General features: G+C 64.4%; 17 protein-coding genes and 4 tRNA genes. 3 read left to right on the top strand and 18 right to left on the bottom strand.

What is annotated here, in order from left to right; translation table 11 throughout:
* From BQ7388_RS08965 to BQ7388_RS09015, 11 genes are all read right to left on the bottom strand, one after another.
* Positions 1-507, bottom strand: a 507-nt coding sequence (locus tag BQ7388_RS08965) for a DegV family protein (protein ID WP_234946911.1), incomplete at its 3' end; no start/stop codon positions are given.
* Complete coding sequence (locus BQ7388_RS08970) at positions 495-1,775, bottom strand: adenylosuccinate synthase (protein WP_072500307.1); 1,281 nt, start codon at positions 1,773-1,775, stop codon at positions 495-497. The genes BQ7388_RS08970 and BQ7388_RS08965, both read right to left, overlap by 13 nt.
* 115 nt (positions 1,776-1,890) lie before the next feature.
* Positions 1,891-3,276: a replicative DNA helicase gene (dnaB, locus tag BQ7388_RS08975; RefSeq protein ID WP_009278264.1), complete on the bottom strand. Its 1,386-nt coding sequence runs from the start codon at positions 3,274-3,276 to the stop codon at positions 1,891-1,893.
* A 433-nt stretch (positions 3,277-3,709) separates the two neighbouring features.
* Positions 3,710-4,222 carry a 50S ribosomal protein L9 gene (gene rplI, locus BQ7388_RS08980; protein ID WP_009278265.1) on the bottom strand — a complete coding sequence of 171 codons (513 nt, stop codon included), beginning with the start codon at positions 4,220-4,222 and terminating at the stop codon, positions 3,710-3,712.
* Positions 4,223-4,281: 59 nt separating this feature from the next.
* Entirely contained in the window at positions 4,282-5,301 is a 1,020-nt protein-coding gene (locus tag BQ7388_RS08985; protein ID WP_072500308.1) for a DUF2232 domain-containing protein, read from the bottom strand.
* 29 nt (positions 5,302-5,330) lie between these two features.
* A complete protein-coding gene (gene rpsR / locus BQ7388_RS08990) occupies positions 5,331-5,603 on the bottom strand; it encodes a 30S ribosomal protein S18 (protein ID WP_062531519.1) in 273 nt (90 codons plus the stop codon).
* A gap of 43 nt (positions 5,604-5,646) precedes the next feature.
* Positions 5,647-6,189 (bottom strand): single-stranded DNA-binding protein, encoded by a 543-nt coding sequence (locus BQ7388_RS08995; RefSeq protein ID WP_062531807.1) that lies wholly within the window; start codon positions 6,187-6,189, stop codon positions 5,647-5,649.
* A gap of 48 nt (positions 6,190-6,237) precedes the next feature.
* On the bottom strand, positions 6,238-6,531 hold the full coding sequence (gene rpsF / locus BQ7388_RS09000; RefSeq protein ID WP_009278269.1) for a 30S ribosomal protein S6: 294 nt from the start codon (positions 6,529-6,531) through the stop codon (positions 6,238-6,240).
* A gap of 320 nt (positions 6,532-6,851) precedes the next feature.
* The gene (locus BQ7388_RS09005; protein WP_072500309.1) at positions 6,852-8,036 is read right to left on the bottom strand and encodes a DUF4013 domain-containing protein; all 1,185 of its coding nucleotides are present in this window, start codon (positions 8,034-8,036) and stop codon (positions 6,852-6,854) included.
* A gap of 158 nt (positions 8,037-8,194) precedes the next feature.
* Positions 8,195-8,284, bottom strand: a tRNA-Ser gene (locus tag BQ7388_RS09010).
* A gap of 42 nt (positions 8,285-8,326) precedes the next feature.
* Positions 8,327-8,417, bottom strand: a tRNA-Ser gene (locus tag BQ7388_RS09015).
* A gap of 166 nt (positions 8,418-8,583) precedes the next feature.
* Between BQ7388_RS09015 and BQ7388_RS09020 the strand changes: the two genes are divergently transcribed.
* On the top strand, positions 8,584-9,369 hold the full coding sequence (locus tag BQ7388_RS09020) for a trimeric intracellular cation channel family protein (RefSeq protein WP_072500310.1): 786 nt from the start codon (positions 8,584-8,586) through the stop codon (positions 9,367-9,369).
* A gap of 87 nt (positions 9,370-9,456) precedes the next feature.
* On the opposite strand, the gene typA is transcribed toward BQ7388_RS09020, so the two are convergent.
* The 4 genes from typA to BQ7388_RS09040 all read right to left on the bottom strand — a co-directional run bounded on the left by typA (position 9,457) and on the right by BQ7388_RS09040 (position 12,261).
* Positions 9,457-11,295 (bottom strand): translational GTPase TypA, encoded by a 1,839-nt coding sequence (gene typA, locus BQ7388_RS09025; RefSeq protein WP_072500311.1) that lies wholly within the window; start codon positions 11,293-11,295, stop codon positions 9,457-9,459.
* Positions 11,296-11,434: 139 nt separating this feature from the next.
* Positions 11,435-11,890 (bottom strand): hypothetical protein, encoded by a 456-nt coding sequence (locus BQ7388_RS09030; RefSeq protein ID WP_072500312.1) that lies wholly within the window; start codon positions 11,888-11,890, stop codon positions 11,435-11,437.
* A 134-nt stretch (positions 11,891-12,024) separates the two neighbouring features.
* Positions 12,025-12,100: transfer RNA gene (locus BQ7388_RS09035), tRNA-Ala, on the bottom strand.
* A gap of 84 nt (positions 12,101-12,184) precedes the next feature.
* Positions 12,185-12,261, bottom strand: a tRNA-Ile gene (locus BQ7388_RS09040).
* A gap of 288 nt (positions 12,262-12,549) precedes the next feature.
* On the opposite strand from BQ7388_RS09040, the gene BQ7388_RS13630 reads away from it, so the two are divergent.
* Together BQ7388_RS13630 and BQ7388_RS09050 are read left to right on the top strand one after the other, a co-directional pair.
* Positions 12,550-12,705 carry a bifunctional nuclease domain-containing protein gene (locus BQ7388_RS13630; protein WP_456319934.1) on the top strand — a complete coding sequence of 52 codons (156 nt, stop codon included), beginning with the start codon at positions 12,550-12,552 and terminating at the stop codon, positions 12,703-12,705.
* A 2-nt stretch (positions 12,706-12,707) separates the two neighbouring features.
* Entirely contained in the window at positions 12,708-13,064 is a 357-nt protein-coding gene (locus BQ7388_RS09050; protein ID WP_234946912.1) for a bifunctional nuclease family protein, read from the top strand.
* Between the two features lie 109 nt (positions 13,065-13,173).
* Here BQ7388_RS09050 and gyrA read toward each other — a convergent pair whose 3' ends face one another.
* From gyrA to recF, 3 genes are all read right to left on the bottom strand, one after another.
* The gene (gene gyrA / locus BQ7388_RS09055; protein ID WP_200781459.1) at positions 13,174-15,954 is read right to left on the bottom strand and encodes a DNA gyrase subunit A; all 2,781 of its coding nucleotides are present in this window, start codon (positions 15,952-15,954) and stop codon (positions 13,174-13,176) included.
* 15 nt (positions 15,955-15,969) lie between these two features.
* Positions 15,970-17,964, bottom strand: coding sequence for a DNA topoisomerase (ATP-hydrolyzing) subunit B (gyrB, locus tag BQ7388_RS09060; RefSeq protein ID WP_062531525.1), 1,995 nt, complete (start codon positions 17,962-17,964; stop codon positions 15,970-15,972).
* Positions 17,965-18,647: 683 nt separating this feature from the next.
* Positions 18,648-19,525 (bottom strand): DNA replication/repair protein RecF (gene recF, locus BQ7388_RS09070; protein ID WP_072500314.1); only part of this gene is annotated, 878 nt, incomplete at its 5' end.

The raw sequence follows: 19,525 nt of genomic DNA on the forward strand, positions 1-19,525 counted from the left end.
CGCCAAGGCGCCCTCACGCACGCGGGCGAGGGCCTCATCCGTGTCACAGCCCCCGTCACGGGAGGAGACGAGGCAGGCGAGCACCAGGGCGAGCTGCCCCGACGTCCCGCAGGAGTCGACCACCTCGACCCTTGCGCCAGTCACTCGGGACGCGGCCTCCTGGGCAAGGGCGAAGGAGTCGCTCATCGCCGAAGAGGCATGGAGCGAGACGACGTCCTTCCAGCCCTCGGCAACCAGTCGATTGTAGGTGTCCACGTACTCGTCGAGAGAGGGCGCGAAGGTGTTGACCTGCCCGTGCGTGGACGAGATCTGGACATAGAAGTCAGAGGGGTCGAGGTCGACGCAGTCCCGGTAGTCCGTGCCGGCGATTCGCACGACCTGCGCCAGGGGAACGACTCCCGCCGCCTCGAAGACGGGCAGCGGGAGGTCGCAGAGGCTGTCGCAGACTATGGCGAAGGCCCAGTTGTCGCGGGGGTTCCTTGTCACGCGCCGGACTACCTCCAGCACCTGTCGATGGTCTGGTCGCGGTCGGGGCCGACGGTGATGATCGAGACTCGCACGCCTGCGAGCTGCTCGAGGAAGTCGATGTAGTCCTTTGCCTCGCGAGGGAGCTTGTAGAAGTCCCGCACGCCCGAGATGTCGCAGTTCCAGCCGGGAAGCGTCTCGTAGATGGGCTTCGCGTGGTAGAAGACGCTCTGATGCTCCGGAACCGTGGTGTAGCGCTTGCCGTCGCACTCGTAGGCGACGCAGACCTTGATCTGGTCCAGGCAGCCCAGTACGTCGAGCTTGGTGATGGCGAGGTCGGTGAGGCCGTTGACTCGGGCGGCGTAGTTGACGACGACGGAGTCGTACCAGCCACAGCGACGCTTGCGGCCAGTGGTGACGCCGTACTCGTGGCCAACTTCGCCCAGCTTGTCGCCGACCTCGTCGAAGAGCTCGGTCGGGAAGGGTCCGGATCCGACGCGGGTGAGGTACGCCTTGGCGATGCCAAGGACGCGCTTGATGTGGACGGGACCAACGCCAGAGCCCGTCACGGCTCCGCCCGCAGTGCAGTTCGAGGAGGTGACGAAGGGGTAGGTGCCATGGTCGATGTCGAGCATGGTGGCCTGGGCGCCCTCGAAGAGGATGTTCTTACCTGCCTCGATCTGCTCGTTGAGGAAGAGCGAGCTCTCCACAATGTAGGGCTTGATGCGCTCGGCGTAGGGAAGGTAGGTCTCGCAGATCTGTTCCACGGTGTAGGTGGGCAGCTCGTAGACCTTCTCGAGGATGGGATTGGTGTACTCGAGTGCGGCCTCGAGCTTCTCGCGGAAGATCTTCTCGTCCAGCATGTCCTGCGCGCGCAGGCCGGTGCGGTTCATCTTGTCCATGTAGGTGGGTCCGACGCCGCGCTTCGTCGTGCCGATGAGGTTCTTGCCGAGCCTCTTCTCGTGGGCCCCGTCGAGGTCCTTGTGGTAGGGCATGACGATGTGGGCGTTGCCGCTGATCTTGAGGTCGTCGCAGGAGATGCCCTGGGCCTCGAGCATGTCGATCTCTCCCAGGAGGATCTCGGGGTCGACGATGCAGCCGTTGCCTATGACCGGGTAGGTGCCCTCGTACATGACCCCGGAGGGAACCTGGTGCAGGGCCAGCTTGTGGCCTCCGGCGATGACGGTGTGTCCGGCGTTGGCGCCACCAGCAAAGCGGCAGACCACGTCGTAGTCACCCGCGATGAGGTCGGTCACCTTGCCCTTGCCCTCGTCGCCCCACTGAGTTCCCACCAGCACTGATGCAGGCATTGCGTCTCCTTCTTGGGTTTCCGTGCTTACCGGCCAATTATACGGCAGCGGGGCGCGGACGCCCGCACCGCCCTGGGGACGGAGACGGGCCGCAGGATGTTCCGCCGCGCTGCCGCTAGCCCTCGTGATGCCTGTCCACCTCGACGAACTTGGTCGAGCCGGGCAGGAACATGAGCGGCACGATGTCCAGGGGTCCCGAGCGGTTCTTCGCGATGATGAACTCCGTGACGTTGAAGTCGGGGCGGTCGGGCCTCTCCGCCTCCTCCTCGGTCATGGAGCGGTCGAGCAGTATGACGATGTCGGCATCCTGCTCGATGGAGCCGGACTCGCGCAGGTCCGAGAGCTGGGGACGCTGCCCCTTTCGGTCGGTCACCTGACGGTTGAGCTGCGAGAGGGCCACGACCGGACACTCGAGGTCCTTGGCCATGATCTTGATGCCACGCGACATCTCCGAGACCTCGGTGGCGCGGGAGTCGGCGCGCTGGCGTCCCGAGGGGGGCGAGAGGAGCTGCAGGTAGTCCACCAGCACGATGCCGTTCTCCTTGCCCTTGAGCATGCGGCGGGCCTTGGCACGAATCTCGGTCACGGTGGTTCCCGGGGTGTCATCGATCATGATGTCCAGGCGCGAGAGGTCGCGCGTGGCCTCGAGGATCGTGGGCCACTGGTTGTCCTTGATGCGGGCGCCGCGGATGTCCGAGAGGGGGATCTTCGCATAGGCCGAGAGGAGCCTCTGCGCGATCTCGACCTTGCTCATCTCGAGCGAGAAGAAGGCGACCGAGGCGCCGTTGGCCGCGGCGTTGGTTGCCAGGTTGAGCGCGAAGGAGGTCTTTCCCACGCCTGGGCGCGCGCCGATGACGATCATCTGGCCCGCCCGGAGGCCCTGGAGCCTTCGGTCTATGCCGGGATACCCGGTGAGGACGCCCAGGGTGCCGTCGGGGTTGAGACAGGCTTCCCCAAGCTCGTTGTAGAGGTTGCCCATGACCTCCGAGAGGTCCGAGTAGCTATCGCCTATCTCCCTGCTGGTCACGCCCAAAAGAAGGTTCTCGGCGGTATCCACGACCTCCTTGGTGTCCTCGGGAGCGTCGAAGGCAAGGGCGGTGATCCTCGCCGACGCCGCGATGATGGCGCGCAGGGTCGAGTCCCGGTGCAGGATCTCCGTATGGTGGCGCCAGCTCGCGAGCGAGAGGGAGTCCTCGTTGAGCTCGAGGAGGTAGGCCATGCCACCCACCTTGTCCAACTGTCCCGCGCTCTTGAGGTGATCCGCCATCGAGATGGGGTCCACGGGCTGGGCGCGGTCGAACATCTCGTTCATGGCGTGGAAGATGGCGCGGTGGGAGTAGAGGTAGAAGTCCTGTTCGTCCAAATCGACGAGGCACTCCTGGAGGACGTCCTGCGAGAGCAGCATGGCCGAGAGGACCGACTTCTCGGCGGCTCGGTCCTGCGGCATCGTCACGTCGGCGCGGGGCATCGAGGGATAGTCGTCGTACGTTGCGTCGGGCATGGCTTCTCCTAGCGTCGGCTGCGTGGGCATGGTAGCGCATCCAGACGCGGCCAGATATGTCAAACAGACCCGTCAACAGGGCATTGTTGATAGCTATTCCCTACTAGCGGGGCTTTCACCATTTTTCACAGTTTTCGACAAAATTGGGATTATTTTGCCAACGGAGTTTTCTACATCCACGCCCCCACCCTGCTTATTAGACAACCAGCATGACCATGTGCGACTTTGTGACATAGGTATGCGTAATAGATGAATAATTGCAGGTAGATGATTTGTCTCTTTGTTTCGTTTACAAAGAGGCGGGGTCCCGTGGCCTTCCGCCATGGGACCCCTCTTGTGGTTCATTTTGTGGCCAAAGGCCTCCGCTTGCGCCCACTAGCTGCGATTCGTGTTGATAACACCAGCTAGTGGGTGCTGGGCGGACCAGCGAGTCCTACTCGCCGGCCTCCTCGACCTGGACCTCCTCCTCGGCCTCGGCAGGCTCCTCGACGGGAGCCTCCTCGGTCACGCCGACGAGGACCGTCACGACGGCGTTGATCTCGCGGTAGAGGTTGATCTCGATCTGGTGCCTGCCGGCGGTCTTGATCGCGGCGCTGCGCACGAGGCGCTTGCGATCGACCTCTACGCCGAGCTGCTCCTTGATGGCGGCGACGATCTGGGTGCCGGTCACGGAGCCAAAGAGCTGGTCGTTCTCGCCGACCTTGGCGTCGACGGTGACGGACTTGCCGTCGAGCTGGGCCTTGGTCGCCTCTGCATCGCCGATGCGCTTCTCCTCGCGCTTCTCGATGTTGTGACGGCGCTCCTCAAGCTGCTTGATGTTGCCAGGGGTGGCAGGCTGGGCGATCTTGCTGGGGAACAGGAAGTTCTCCGCATAGCCCTGGGCGACCTCTACGATGTCGCCCTCTCCGCCCTTGCCCCTGAGCTCATCCAGAAGGATGACTTTCATGGGAACTCCTTTTTGTTGGTCGGCCTAGGCCGACTCCCTGCATTGAGCCCTGCAGGCGCCTAACCCACGCTGGTGCGACTCCGCGGAAGTCCGCGGAAGTTAGCAACGAGGTCGATGGCGCCAACGGCGCTCACGATTACAAACGACAGTTCGAGCCAGGCGGCCACCATCACGGCGACTGCCTGGGTGGCGACACCAGCGTCCCTCCTCTTGAGGAAGCCCACGGCGACGGCGCAACCCTGCAGGAAGAGGACCACCCGCGCAGCTGTGAGGAGGTTTCTGCCAGCAAGGCCGATGCCCGCCGGAAGGCCGGTCAGCCGCGATGCGGCCACGCTCAGGGCGAGGCCGACCACGAAGGCCGGCAGGACCCAGAGGGGAGCGTCGAAGTTCGCCAGGGGCGTCCTCCGAGGCCTTAGCCCCCTACCGCGCAGCCACGCGTCCCTCCCGAGCTTCGAGGAGGCCGCGAGGAGGCCACCGCTCGCCAGGTAGGCGAGCGGCCAGTAGGTCCTGACGAGGAAGAGGGCGTGTCCGACCTCTTCCCGAAGCGCCAGGCTCTGCGAGCCGCCCGTTGCCGCGACTATGGAAGCCGCGTAGGCCTCCATGGGGGCGGTGACGCTCGTCCCCTGCGACGCCGCGACGGCGGCACTGGAACCCAGTGCGGCCGCAGCGGAGACGAGGACCAAGACACAGGCCCTCGATGCCGTGATGCCCGTCTCGTCCGCAAGGAGGACGAGCGCCAAGGCGCTGGCCAGCGCGGGCAGGGCAGTCACAAGACGAAGGGGGTCGTATACGGCAGCAGCGAGCGATGCCGCAGCGAGGGCGGCAAGAAAGGCGGGGAACGTCTTTCTCGTCCCTCCCTCTCCCGCAGCACCAGAGAGCCCGAAGGCCACGAGTGCAGCCGCGAGCGCCGTGCTGAGTACAGAGACCGCCCCTCCCAGAATCGCCCAGGAAAGCCCCTGTGAGGGCAGGTTCGCAAGAACCCGCCTCAGGTTGGGACCAGCGCCCGGTCGCATCCCGTTGGAGGCATCCAACAGGCCCTTGTCTACCCGAGGGATGAAGCTATGGCTCGTCTCGCCCACGTGGTGTCGTCTTTGCTCGGACGGCCCGGTTAGCCGCGGTTACGCCCGCCGCGGCTGGAAACCACGGGGACGGAGTAGGGCAGAAGGGCCATCTCGCGGGCGCGCTTGATGGCGACCGCGATGTCGTGCTGATGCTGCGTGCAGGCGCCAGTGACGCGACGGGGCTTGATCTTGCCGCGGTCGGTCATGTACTTGCGAAGGAGCTGGACGTCCTTGTAGTCGATGAACTCAACGTTCTCCTTGCAGAACTGGCAAAACTTGCGACGCGGCTGGCGCTGTTCGACTTGCCTTTGCTTAGCCATGTCTTAATGCCTTTCTTTGGCGGCGGTGCCGCCCTAAGTGAAGCTAGAACGGGATGTCCTCGTCGTAAACGTCCGTCTGGGGCGGATTGGGCACGGCGGGACGAGGGGCCTGGGGCTGGACGGGAGCGGGTGCCTGGGCCGGAGCAGGGGCGGCATAGCTGGGCTGCGCCTGCTGGTACCCGCCCTGGGGCTGGTAGGAAGGCTGCTGCTGATAGCCGCCCTGGGGCTGGTACCCCTGGGATCCACCCTGCTGCTGGGCGTTCCTGGACGAGAGGAACTCGACCTCGTCCACCACCACCTCGATCTTGCTGCGCTTCTGGCCGTCGCGCTCCCACTGGCTCCAGCGAAGCTTGCCTTCGATGGCAACCTTCGAGCCCTTGGAGAGGAAACGGCTGAGCGGCTCGGCACGGTTGCCGAACACGACGCAATCGATGAAGTTGGGAACGTCCTCCCACTCGCCTTGGGCGTTGCGGCGCCGGTCGTTGACGGCGACACCAAAGGAGAGGATCTGCATCCCTCCCTGGGTGGCCCTCAGCTCCGGGTCACGCGTGAGGTTACCGGAAATGTTCACCCTGTTGATGCTCACGTTGCTCACTGCCTCTCATTCGCAGGCGTGCTGCCTGCGCTTCCATGACTAGTCCCTGTCGCTGCGGCGCACGACCATGTGGCGCTTGACGGCATCGTTGATACGCAGAACTCGGTCGAGCTCGGCGATCTGGGTGGGGTCTGCATGGAAGTTGATCAGGGTGTAGTCACCCTCAGTGAGGTTGTCGATCTCAAAGGCGAGCTTGCGCTTGCCCCAGTCCTCGACGTTGTCGATGGTGCCGCCTGCCTCGGTAACAGCGACGTCAATACGCTTCATGACGCCAGCGCGAGTCTCCTCGGTGGCTGCGGGATCGACAAAGTACAGCAGTTCATAAGCCTTCATGTGGTCACCTCCTCTGGGCTAAACGGCTCCGGAACGTGAAGGTTGCATCCGGAGCAGGAAAGGTTCGGTTTGGAATCGTAACACAGGACTTGGGCCTGGCCTGCGTGTTTCCCCCCACACCCTCCGGCTCCCATACACTCCCCACATCAAGGATGTCCCTACTAGCTGGCAGCTGGCCCTCTCCCAACTGCCAGCGTGTGCAATGGGTGAGGGTCGCCTCGCAGGTAGGTCATGTCGTGGGAGGTGGCAGCAAGCGCCGGCAGGTCAGCTCTTCTCCACCAAATGGGCATACGCTCGAATGGAATGGGTGTTTTCTGCCGTTATTCGCCTGGCTCGACCTCGTCCCCCTGCAGTCTGATGCCAGCGACGCCGTCCTGTGTCGCATCGCCCCTAGGGCTAGGGGAGCTCAGATCTATGACCTCCACGCCAGCATCTTCCTCTGAGCCTTCCCTTCCGTCCTTGTCATCCGAGACGGAAGAACCCGGAACCTCCAGCTCCGAGGTCAAACCCGCCGCGGACGCCGGCGTCGAACTTGAATCGCCCGGGACCGGGGAGGCCTCATCCCCTGGCATGAAATCTGACGAGGCGGCAGACGCGAGGGCGCAGGCGCCAGTGCCCGAAACGCCCTCGGGCGATGGCGCATCGGTAGAAGCCGTGGGCTCGATGGCGAGGTCCCCTGGCACCACGGGGGACACAACGGGCACAGCAGGCGGCACAGGGACATCAGGAAGCGGGTCAGAGCTGGACCCCCAGGAGGGGACGTCGAACTGACGAAGCCAGAGCGCGAGCATGTTGTATTCCATGAGGTTGACGAAGCTGTACGCAACGAGCACCAGGTAGACCATGACTATGATGGTGGGGAAGAAAAGCCCCGAGAAGGTCTGGTATCTGAGCATGACGTCCAGGGGGACGTCCACGCCTTCCGTGGCCCCGAACACGGAGAGGGCCGAAAAGGCAAACGCGACCGCCATTATCACGGCGAAGAGGGCGACCACGAACCAAATGACGACGTCCATGAGGAAGACGGCGAGGATGATCCTTCCCAGCCCGACGGGGTCCCTGCGAATCATGTCGATGATGCGGTTGACCTGATAACCAGCCTTGAAGTCCTGATAGATGGCCGCTCTCAGGGCACAGAGCGAACAGATGACGCCGACGGCCAGGTCAAGTGCCATGAGGATGAGACCGAAGGGATGTTCCTCGAACGACTGGGCAAAGAGCATCCTCAGGGCTGCCCAAAGGCAGACGAGGCCGAGCGCGGAGACGAGGCCTCTCCATCCGCTGGAGATGCACTCCCCCACCCTCACGTCCTTCTGCTTTGGAGCCGAGTCGACGCCCCAGGCGGTGAGCCGGGCCCATTCGAGTCCGTAGCCAGAGGTCCCAAGCATCCCCACGATGGGGACGAAGCCTGCCACGCCCATGACCAGCAGGACCTTAGCCCAGCCCTTGTCGCGCGTGAGCAGCCCCCATGCCCTGGACCAATATGAAGCGCTGTCGTGTGCCATGAGGCCCTCCCATCGCAAAGGCGTCCGCAGAAGGTCGCGCCTGGGGTCTGTCAGGGCCACCTATTGCTGAATATATAGGATATACGCACGTTTCCGACAGCCGAAGCCGCCATGAAGGCACAAAAAAGACCCGCCACCAAGGGCGGGTCTGCAAGTTCTGGCGGAGGAGGAGGGATTCGAACCCTCGTAGCCCCGAGGGGCTAAACGGTTTTCGAGACCGCCGCATTCAACCACTCTGCCACCCCTCCGAAGGGTGTGAAAGCGGCGCCCGGAGGCGCCGCTGGAAGTTCTGGCGGAGAGTCTGGGATTTGAACCCAGGATACGCTTTAGGCGTATACACGATTTCCAATCGTGCTCCTTCGGCCACTCGGACAACTCTCCCTGAAACCGCACGCGCAAGTATACCTTACTTCCCCGGGCAGCGCGACAGCCAATTTTTCTCCATCTGCGAGGCCAAGGGGACGTCCCGTCGTGTGGAAGGAGGCACGGGCGTCATCACGCGCTACCATAGGCGCCTAACCGCAACGACGACATAAAAGAGGGGCGCATGGTTCCTGAGTTCTTCTCATCTGCCGCAGGCAACGCACCCGCGAGCATCCCTGTATGGCTCGACCTCACCGCCGTGATGGTGGGCTCCCTCACGGGGGTGCTCGTCGCTAAGGAACGCGACCTGGACCTGGTTGGCTACCTCGCGCTGTCCGTGCTGGGAGGCCTGGGCGGAGGACTCGTGCGCGACACCATAATGCAGGTGGGCGACGTCTACATGCTTCGCTCCACCCTCGCCATCCCCGCTGCCGTCCTCACGGGAATCATCGGCTTCCTCTTCTCGGGGTCGCTCCACCGCTTTCCACGACTGCTCGCCTGGACGGACATCATCTCGGTCGGGCTCTTCGTCGTGGCGGGCACGGACAAGGCCCTCGTCTACGGGCTCACCCCCTGGGCCTGCACCCTCATGGGCACGATCACGGGAGTAGGCGGCGGCATGATGAGGGACATAGCCCTGGGAGACACGCCGCGCATCTTCCTGAGGAGCAACCTCTATGCCCTCTGCGCCCTGGGAGGCTCCTTCGCCTATTGGATCATGGCCTCGGTGGCACACGTCAACCAACCCTGGGCGACCATCCTGGGAGTGCTCGTGGTGGTGGGGCTTCGCATGTGGTCGCTCCGATTCAACGTGCTCTCGCCAGCTGGCGTGGACCTCAGCCCCACCGTGGGCAAGGTCGCGCGCGAGGTCTACACACGCGCCGCGGCACGTGGCCAGGAGGATGCGGAGGTCTATGTGCGCCGCTATGCGCGGGCGAAGTTCAGCCGCGAGGAGGACGACAAGCGATAGGGCAACCAACTGACGCGTGACGAGGGGCGCCGCCCGATCCCTTGGGCGGCGCCCCTCGTCTGCGCCTGCTGCGCATGAGCCCCTGCGCTACTTGTCCACCATGCCGTGACGCACGCGCCACTTGCGACGCTCGGTCTCGTTGAGGATGCGCTTGCGCAGGCGGATGTTCTTGGGGGTCACCTCGACGAGCTCGTCGTCCATGATGTACTCCAAGGCCTCCTCCAGGGTGAAGGTCCTGGGGGGCGTGAGCTGGACGGCGATGTCCGCCGTGGAGGAGCGCTGGTTGCCCAGGCTCTTGGTGCGGGCGATGTTGACCACCATGTCACCGGGCTTGGACCTCTCGCCCACCAGCATGCCCTCGTAGCACTCGGTGCCAGGCTCCACGAAGAGCTGCCCTCGCTCCTGGAGGGTTCCCAGGGCGTAGGCGACGGCCTTCTCCGTCGACATCGAGATCATGGCGCCGTTCTGACGTCCGCCGATCTCTCCCGCATAGGGACCGTATTCGAGGAAGGTGTGGTAGAACACCGCCTCGCCGTGGGTGACGTTGAGGATGCGGTTCTTGAGGCCCATGATGCCGCGGGTGGGGATCTTGAACTCGAGGTGGGTCTGGGTGGTGCCGGCGTCCATCTGGGTCATCGTGCCCCCGACGTTGCCAAAGAGCTCGATGACCTTGCCCGCGTACTCGCCAGGACACTCGACGACGGCCTGCTCGACGGGCTCGACGCGGTTGCCGTCCTCGTCCTTCTTGATCAGGACGCGGGGTCGGCCCACCTGGAACTCGAAGCCCTCGCGCCTCATGTCCTCCATGAGGACGGAGAGGTGCAGGATGCCGCGGCCGGCGACCTCAACCCCGGTCTTGTCGGGAAGCTCCTCGATGCGCATGGTCACGTTGTTCTCGCGTTCCTGCTCGAGGCGCTCCTTCAGCTGACGACCACCCACGATGTCCCCGTCGCGGCCGACGAGGGGCGAGGTGGACGGCTCGAAGACGATGGCAAGGGTCGGGGGGTCGATCTCGATGGGGTCGAGCTCGACGGGGTTCTCGGGGTCGGTGTAGACGTCTCCGATGTCGGTCGAGTCGACGCCCACGACGGCAGCGATGTCCCCGGCGCCGACCTCCTGGCACTCGGTACGTCCCAGGTAGTCGAAGGTGAAGAGCTGCTTCACCTGGCTCATGGCACGGGAGCCGTCGTTCTTCACCACTAGAATCTTGTCGCCGTCGTGGATGGTGCCCGAGTAGATGCGACCGATGCCGATGCGACCGACGTACTCCGAGTGGTCGATGGTGACGCACTGCATCGCGAGGGGTCCCTCGACGTCCGCGTCGGGAGCGGGAAGGGAGTCCACGACCATGTCGAGCAGGGGTAGCATGTCCTGGTTGCCGTCATCGGGGTCCAGGCGGGCGAAGCCGTTGGCGGCGGAGGCATACACGACGTGTTCCATGGCGAACTCGAGCTGGTCGTCATTGGCCCCGAGGTCCATCATCAGGTCGAGGCAGGCATTGAGGGCTCGCTCGGGGTTGGCAGCGTCCTTGTCGATCTTGTTCACACAGACCATGATCTTGAGACCTGCGTCGATGGCGTGGCGCAGGACGAAGCGGGTCTGGGGCATGGGACCCTCGGCAGCGTCCACCAAAAGCACCGCTCCGTCGGCCATCCTGAGCACGCGCTCGACCTCGCCGCCAAAGTCGGCGTGGCCGGGAGTGTCTATCACGTTGATCTTGACGCCCTTGTAGTCAATCGAGATGTTCTTTGCCAGGATGGTGATGCCGCGCTCGCGCTCCTGGTCGTTGGAGTCAAGGATGCGCTCCTCGACCTGCTGGTTCTCGCGGAAGGCGTCGGTTGCCTTGAGCAGCTGGTCGACCAGGGTCGTCTTGCCGTGGTCTACGTGGGCGATGATTGCGATGTTCCTGATGTGCTCCTGGAGCATTTGGGCCTCTCGTTCGACGTACGTTGCATAGATGCGAGAGACTTTACTGCACGAGCGCCATACGTTGTGCGCACTGGCCGAAAAGCGCTTGCACTCCACGCAAACTGCCGCTTGGGACGCACAAGAGGGCGAGGGAACGCTAGATCAGCGGCTCGAGCTCGCCGGCGGGTGCCGGCTCCGTCCAACGGAAGCCGTCGCCCTCTCCCCTGCCCTCGAAGTAGGAGAACGCGGAATAACTCTTGTATCCCCTCTCGCCAAACTCGAGCATGAGGGCATCCTGGTAGGAGCCATCGTCGTCCCCCACAGCACCCTCGTAGGCGAGCGCATAGCGCACGGGAAGGCCGAGCCCTGCCTCCTCGTCACCCATGGCATGACGAAGCTCGAGGACCTTGCTTCGTGCCGCCTCGATGCACTGCTCGATTCCGTCGTCAGAGAACTCGTACGAGCCCGCGTTGCCGTCCTCGTCCTGGACCACGAGCAGCACGTTGACCTCGTCACCGGTCGCCAACATGTCGAAGGCGTCGCCCATGAGGGTGCTCGAGAGCACGTCGAGCTCTGACGAGACCCCGTCGCGCCTGCACTCGTCTGCTGCCATGGAGAAGGTCCTTCCGTTCGCGTCAGTGTCCCGTCGATGGTAGCGCAAGCCCGAGCTGTCCTGCCAAGGGGGCAGGGACCAGGCATTGTTCCGAGAATAAAAAAGCCAGGGACGAGTCCCTGGCCGGAGTTGCATGGTGGAGACGATGGGGTTCGAACCCACGACCTCAGGCTTGCAAAGCCCGCGCTCTCCCAGCTGAGCTACGTCCCCGTGTTGCGCGGCGGCCTGCCCCATCTAGAGTAATAAACGCCCCAGCGGCGACTCGGCTGCGCTGGGGCGTTTATTTTCAAGAAATGGTGGGCCCGACAAGGTTCGAACTTGTGACCTCCCGGTTATCAGCCGGACGCTCTGACCAACTGAGCTACGGGCCCAACGCAAGAAGAGATAATACCTGCTGCCCGATGGCCGGTCAACAAAAAAGTTTGGTCTTTGCGATTTCCCTCACATTTGGGGAGAGGCGCCGGCGTCTGGGTACCATAGCTACACAAACAGGTACGAGGAAGTGCGACGACGTGAAGAGAATGGACATACAGACGATCGTGGTGGGCGGCGGGCCCGTCACCTCGCTCATAGTCCTCAAGACCAGGACCGCGGACAGGGACGAGGAGCCCATACAACTTCCCATACAGGTCGGTCCCATAGAGGCGACCGCCATAAGCATGGGCATCGGTGACGAGCACCAGGGGCGCCCCCTCACCCACGACGTAATGGCGCGCACCATCCGCGAGCTTGGAGCCACGCTCGACGCGGTAGAGATCGTGGACGTCCATGGCACCACCTTCTACGCCAACCTGCTCCTCCNGCGACCGCCATAAGCATGGGCATCGGTGACGAGCACCAGGGGCGCCCCCTCACCCACGACGTAATGGCGCGCACCATCCGCGAGCTTGGAGCCACGCTCGACGCGGTAGAGATCGTGGACGTCCATGGCACCACCTTCTACGCCAACCTGCTCCTCACCGCCCCCAACGGCAGCCATGTCGAGGTGGATGCCCGCCCCTCGGACGCCATCGCGCTCGCGGTGCGGATGGACGTGCCACTCTTCGCGGACGAGCACGTGCTCGAGGCTGCGGCGCTGCCCGACTTCCAGGGAGTCAGGCGAGAGGAGGAAGAGCAGGAGATGGAGCGCTTCCACGACTTCGTCGAGTCCATCTCGCCTGAGGACTTCGACTAGTAGGCCCAACGGCCTCCGGACTCGGAGCGTCGCGCCAGGAACTTGGCTCGAATAGGGAGGGACCCCGGGGCATTTGCCCGGGGTCCCCATTTACCTCATGTCGGAGGGCCTACTCGTCATCGTCCTCGATCAAGGACTCGTCGAGCTCCTCCTCGCCGCCGATGTCGATGGGATCCTCGTCGTCGGCGTCCCGGGCCCCTGCGGCGCCAAGGTCAAGCATGCCCTGGTTGACGTTGGCCTTGGGCGCCTTCTTCTTGCGGGCGATCATGCGTGCCACGGCGCTCACGCGGTCGGACTCGCCAATGTTCATTATCTTCACGCCCTGGGTCGACCGGCCCAGCAGGCTGATGTCAGAGGTCTTCACGCGAATGACCACGCCTTCCTCGGACACCATCATGAGCTCGTGCTGCGGGCCGACCACGCGGCAGGCCACGAGGTTGCCCTTCTTGGAGGTCATGGCGATGGTGAAGACGCCCTGCCCGCCGCGCTTGTGCTCGGGGTACTCGGATACGGGCGTGCGCTTGCCGTAGCCCTTCTCGGTCACCACGAGCAGGTCGCCCTTGCCATTGGAAATCTCCATGCCCAGCATGCGGGCGTCATCCCTCAGGGTGATGCCCCTCACGCCCGAGGTGTCGCGGCCAGTCGGACGGACCTCCCCCTCGTCGAAGCGAATTGCCTTGCCGGCGTCGGTGCAGAGGATGACGTTCTCTCCCTGCTTCACGCGGCGCACGTTGACCAGCTCATCGTCCTTCTTAAGGTTGATGGCGATGATACCGTCGCGACGACTCTTGTCGTAGTCGCTCATGGCCGTCTTCTTGACCATGCCCCTGGAGGTGGCGAAGAGCAGGTACTCGTCCTCGGGGAACTCGCGCGTCGTGATGACGGCGGCGGCCCTTTCGCCCTCGGCAAGCGGTATCACGTTTATCAGCGCCGAGCCGCGCGCGTGACGCGAGCCGATGGGCAGCTCGTGGACCTTGACGCGGTAGACCTTGCCCTTGTTGGTGAAGAAGAGCACGTAGTCGTGGGTAGATGCCACGAAGAGGTCCTCGACGAAGTCGTTGTCCTTGAGCGAGAGACCCTGGATGCCCTTGCCGCCCCTCTTCTGGGAGCGATAGGTCGAGACGGGGAGGCGCTTGACGTAGCCGGAGTGGGTCACCGTGACGACCATGTCCTCCTCAGCAATGAGGTCCTCGACGTCGAGGGCGACGGGTGCGTCAGAGATGGTGGTGCGCCTCTTGTCGGCGTACTTCTCGCGGATCTCGCCCATCTCGGTCTTGATGACGCCAAGGATCTTCCGCTCGTCCGCCAGGAGCTCCTCGTAGTAGGCGATCGCCCGGTGCAGGCCGTCCAGCTCCTCCTGGATCTTGTCGCGCTCGAGGCCGGTGAGGCGCCGCAGGCGCATCTCGAGGATGGCGGTCGTCTGCTCCTTGGTGAAGCCGAAGCGCGCGATCATGCGCTCTGAGGCCTCGGTGTCGGTGCGGCTGGAGCGGATGATGCTGATGACCTCGTCGATGTTGTCGAGCGCGACGAGCAGGCCCTCGAGGATGTGGGCGCGGGCCTGCGCCTTGGCCAGGTCGAAGCGGGTCCTCCTCGTGACCACCTCCACCTGGTGGTCGATATAGCACTGGAGCATCTCCTTGAGCGAGAGGAGCTTGGGCACGCCGTTGACGAGGGCGAGGTCGATGATGCCGAAGGAGGTCTGGAGCGAGGAGTACTTGTAGAGGTTGTTGAGAACGACCTCGGGGATGACGCCCTGCTTGAGCTCGATGACGAGGCGCAGGCCCTTGCGGTTGGACTCGTCGCGCATGTCGGAGATGCCCTCGATGCGCTTGTCGTTCACCAGCTGGGCAATCTTCTCCTGGAGCGTGCCCTTGTTGACGCCGTAGGGGAACTCGGTGAACACCAGCTTGTTGCGGCCACCCTTGGTGGACTCTACGTGGGCCTTGGCGCGAACGGTGAGGATGCCCCTGCCCGTCTCGTACGCCTGCCTGATGCCCTCGGACCCCATAATCACCGCGCCGGTGGGGAAGTCGGGACCCGGCATGACCCTCATGAGGTCGTCCGTCGTGGCGTCGGGATTGTCGATGAGCAGGCAGGTCGCGTCGATGGCCTCGCCCAGGTTATGGGGCGGGATGTTGGTCGCCATGCCGACCGCGATGCCCTGCGAGCCATTGACCAGCAGGTTGGGGAAACGGGCGGGAAGCACACTTGGCTCCTGCAGGGACTCGTCGTAGTTGGGGTTCCAATCGACGGTGTCTTTGTTGAGGTCGCGCAGCAGCTCCATGGCGGGGCGGGCCAGGCGGGACTCGGTGTATCGCATGGCGGCCGCGGAGTCTCCGTCGATGTTGCCGAAGTTCCCGTGTCCGTCGACGAGGGTGACGCGCATGGAGAACCACTGGGCGAGGCGGACCATGGCGTCGTAGACGGCGGAGTCGCCGTGCGGGTGGTACTTGCCGATGACTTCGCCGACGGTCCAGGCCGACTTCTTGTGGGGCTTGTTGGGGAAGATGCCTGCCTCGTTCATGGCGTAGAGGATGCGCCGGTGGACGGGCTTCAGGCCGTCCCTGACGTCAGGGAGGGCGCGGGCCGTGATGACCGACATGGAGTACTCAATGAAGGACTGCTCCATCTCGTGTCCGAACTCGTGCATCTGGAGTCTGCCGCCATGGATGTCCACGGAGTCGCCGTCGGGACGGTTGTCCGCAGCGAGCTCGAGCTCCTCGTCCGCGTCGTCCTCGGCGCCGTCGTCCATGCCCGCCTCGTCCTCGGCGTCGGGGTCATAGACGGGAACGTCGGACTCGTCGCGCTCCGCGCGACTCAGCAGCTCTCGGAGGTCGTCCGGCAGCATGCCGTCCTGGCCCTCCCGGGGGGTGTCGTTGTCTTCTGCCACTTGCTGTCCCTTCGCTTAGATGTCGAGGAAGCGCGCATCCTTGGCGTGGCGCTCGATGTAGTCCTTGCGGTACTCGACCTGCGAGCCCATCAACCTGGACACAGCCAGTTCCGCCTTGGCCGCGTCCTCGATGGTGATGCGCTGCAGAATGCGGCTCTTGGGGTCCATGGTGGTGTCCGCGAGCTGCTGGGGATCCATCTCGCCCAGGCCCTTGTAGCGCTGGACGCTGTACTTGCGCTGCTTGCCCTCTCCGTCGCGCGGGACGTACTCCTCGATCGCCTGGGCGAGGAGGGTCTCCTCGGCGGTGCGGCCGTCGGGATAGACGTAGTGGATCCTCTTGCCCACCTTCACGCCGAAGATCGGGGGGCAGGCGCTGTAGACGTAGCCTGCGTCGATGAGGGGTCGCATGTACTTGTAGAAGAAGGTCATGAGCAGGATGCGGATGTGCGCGCCGTCGACGTCGGCATCCGTCATGATGATGATCTTGTGGTAGCGGGCCTTGGATATGTCGAAGTCCCCGCCGTCTCCCATGGAGGTCGTGACTCCCGTCCCGATGGCGGTGATCAGCGCCTGGATGGTCTCGGACGAGAAGGCCCTGTGGTCGCCCACGCGCTCCACGTTGAGGATCTTGCCGCGCAGGGGGAGGATGGCCTGGATGTCGCGGCGGCGACCATCCTTGGCCGACCCGCCTGCGGAGTCGCCCTCCACGATGAAGAGCTCAGTCATCGAGGCGTCGCGCACGGAGCAGTCCGCGAGCTTGCCAGGAAGCGCAGCGCTCTCGAGCAGGCCCTTGCGCCGCGTCGCCTGGCGGGCCTTCTGCGCCGCGAGGCGGCCCTTGGCCGCCTGGGACGCCTTCTTGAACATCTCCTTGGCCTGGTTGGGGTGCTCCTCGAGATACTCGGAGAGACCCTGCGAGACGATCTTGTTGGTCAGGCCGCGCATGTACGAACTGCCCAGCTTGGCCTTGGTCTGGCCCTCGAACTGCGGGTCGGGGAGCTTGACCGATATGACCGCCGTGAGGCCCTCGCGGATGTCGTCGCCCGTGAGGTTGCTGTCCTTCTCCTTGAGGAGGTTGTGGCTGCGGGCGTAGTCGTTCATCGTCTTGGTGAGCGCCGTGCGGAAGCCCTCGAGGTGCATGCCCCCCTCGTCGGTGTAGATGTCGTTGGCAAAGGTCATCACGGTCTCCGAGTAGCCCGCGTTCCACTGCATGGAGACCTCTACCTCGCCGCGCTTGTCGACGGGCGCGCCCTCCTCGGAGCTGCCCTCGATGTAGATGGGCTTGGAGCAGCCGGGCAGGATCGTCTTGCCCTCGTTGAGGAACTTGACGAAGTCCACGATGCCGCCGGAGTAGCAGAACTCGTCCGTGCGGGGCGTGAGCTCGCGCTCGTCGACGAGGGCAATCTTGAGGTTCTTGTTGAGGAAGGCCGTCTCCTGCAGGCGGTTGCGCAGCACCTCGTAGTCGAAGACTGTCGTCTCGAAGATTTCCTCGTCGGGCCAGAAGGTGATGGTGGTGCCGGTCGCCTTGGAGCTGCCGACCCGCTTCATCTTGCTGGTCACCTTGCCGCGCGAGAACTCCATCTCCCAGATGCCGCCGTCGCGCTTCACCTGGGCCACGAGCCGCTTCGAGAGGGCATTGACGACGGAGATGCCCACGCCGTGGAGCCCGCCGGACACCTTGTAAGCGGAGTTGTCGAACTTTCCGCCTGCGTGGAGGATGGTGAGCACCACCTCGAGGGTGGGAATCTTCTTCTGCGGGTGCTTCTCGACGGGGATGCCGCGGCCGTTGTCCTCGACCGTCACCGACCCGTCGGCGTGGACGGTCACCTTGATCCTGCTGCAGTAGCCTGCCATGGCCTCGTCGACCGAGTTGTCGACGATCTCCCACACGAGGTGGTGGAGACCCGCGGAGCTCGTCGTGCCGATGTACATTCCAGGGCGCTTGCGGACGGGGTCGAGGCCCTCGAGGACCTTGATCTCGTTTCCGCCGTAGTTGTTCTCGTTCTTGGCCACGTGGTTCCTCTCTCACTCAGCGTGGTTGGTCCATGGTGCATGGGACCTTGCGATTCTAGGCCACATATCCTCTCAAAGTGGAGGAATTGTATTGGTACCAATGAAAAAACACCGGTCAGAATATCCATGAAACCGTCTCTGACGGCTTATGGACCTATTTTTTGGCGTCGGCGCCAGATTCTCTTGCCTTGAGCGTATCACGCCTAAGGGAGAGTTCCATGGCCCGTGAGGCGTTCTGCCGAAGCCCGTCGGGGAGGTCTGAGGTGAGCCGCTCGACCCTGCCTCTCTCCGCCTCACCCAACGGCGGGAGGTCCATCGGGCGCCTCTTGCCGCTTGGCCGCGCTTCATGCGGGGCCGTCTCGGTGCGCGGACGGCGGGTCAGGCGAAACTCTATGCCCGACAGCTCGAGCCCGGCGTTGGCGAGGCGCGCAAGATAGACGTCCCTGCTCGCGCTGAAGTCGGTGAGACGGCTCGAGGAATCAACGTAGACCCCAAGGACGGGCGGGAGCGCCGGGGTGCGCGCCTTACGGAGGAAGACTCCTGTCGTGTGGCAGCGCTCCGTGTCGCCATTGGCTCGATACCAGACGGCCGCAGCCCTCTGGTTAGCGCTCAGTCGGCCTCCGAAGCCGCCCGAGAGGAAGCTCCCCAAAAAGCTTCCCAGGCTCTCCGGGCCCCCCTCCCCCCTATTCGCCAATGTGGACCACCTCCGCGTCCGCCAGCAGCTCCTCGGGAAAGTAGCCCAGGTTCGTCGTGGTGACCACGGTCTGCATCCCCTCCTCGACGAAGCGCGTCATGGCGCCCCTGCGGTCGGCGTCGAGCTCGCTCATGACGTCGTCCAGGAGGAGCAGGGGAAGCTGCCCCACGACCTCGCGGGCAAGATCGACCTCCGCCATCTTCCAGGCGAGGACGATCGTGCGCTGCTGCCCCTGCGAGGCAAAGCTCCGCGCGTCGCGGCCCTCCACCCTGAAGGCTAGGTCGTCCCTCTGGGGCCCCACGAGCGTCTGCTGGCGCCTGAGCTCGTCTCCCCTGATCTTTGACAGACGGGCGAGAAAGGCGTCGCACACCTCCTCGCGGGAGAGTCCGGCGAGGTCTATGCCCAACGAGGACTCGTAGGAGCAGGACAGGCGCTCGCCGGCCGCTATCTGTCCGTACACCTCGACGACGCGCGGGCGGAGCCTCTCGAACAGCCTCTCGCGGGCGACGAGGAGGGCCGAGCCGCCGAGCGCCAGCGAGCTGTCCCAGGCGTCGAGGAGCGAGAGGTCTGGATAGGGTTCCTTGAGGAGCCGGTTTCGCTGGTCGACCGCACGGCCGTAGGCCTGCAGGAGACGGGAGTAGCCAGGTGCGGCCTGCCGTCCGAAGTCGTCTATCTCGTCTCTGCGATACGAGGCCCCCCTCTTCACGAGCGAGAGGTCGTCCGGGCAGAAGAGCACCGACATGAGGGTCCGGGGCAGGTCCTGCGGGGCGCAGGCCTTCCCGTTGCGCCTCCAATGGCGCCGCGGCGGATCCGAGGTCGCCGTGCACTCGAGGTCGACGACGCGGCCGTTCCCCTCGAGGCGCAGGA

The organism is Olsenella phocaeensis, from assembly GCF_900120385.1.
In the GTDB taxonomy this organism is placed as follows: Bacteria; Actinomycetota; Coriobacteriia; order Coriobacteriales; family Atopobiaceae; genus Olsenella_I; species Olsenella_I phocaeensis.

Excerpts from the sequence above, each read along its gene's own strand:
- BQ7388_RS09005 (WP_072500309.1), bottom strand. The coding sequence starts at position 8,036 with ATGGCACACGACAGCGCTTCATATTGGTCCAGGGCATGGGGGCTGCTC.
- BQ7388_RS09050 (WP_234946912.1), top strand. The coding sequence starts at position 12,708 with ATGGGCATCGGTGACGAGCACCAGGGGCGCCCCCTCACCCACGACGTA.
- BQ7388_RS09030 (WP_072500312.1), bottom strand. The coding sequence starts at position 11,890 with ATGGCAGCAGACGAGTGCAGGCGCGACGGGGTCTCGTCAGAGCTCGAC.
- rplI (WP_009278265.1), bottom strand. The coding sequence starts at position 4,222 with ATGAAAGTCATCCTTCTGGATGAGCTCAGGGGCAAGGGCGGAGAGGGC.
- typA (WP_072500311.1), bottom strand. The coding sequence starts at position 11,295 with ATGCTCCAGGAGCACATCAGGAACATCGCAATCATCGCCCACGTAGAC.
- BQ7388_RS08970 (WP_072500307.1), bottom strand. The coding sequence starts at position 1,775 with ATGCCTGCATCAGTGCTGGTGGGAACTCAGTGGGGCGACGAGGGCAAG.
- dnaB (WP_009278264.1), bottom strand. The coding sequence starts at position 3,276 with ATGCCCGACGCAACGTACGACGACTATCCCTCGATGCCCCGCGCCGAC.
- BQ7388_RS09020 (WP_072500310.1), top strand. The coding sequence starts at position 8,584 with ATGGTTCCTGAGTTCTTCTCATCTGCCGCAGGCAACGCACCCGCGAGC.
- rpsR (WP_062531519.1), bottom strand. The coding sequence starts at position 5,603 with ATGGCTAAGCAAAGGCAAGTCGAACAGCGCCAGCCGCGTCGCAAGTTT.
- rpsF (WP_009278269.1), bottom strand. The coding sequence starts at position 6,531 with ATGAAGGCTTATGAACTGCTGTACTTTGTCGATCCCGCAGCCACCGAG.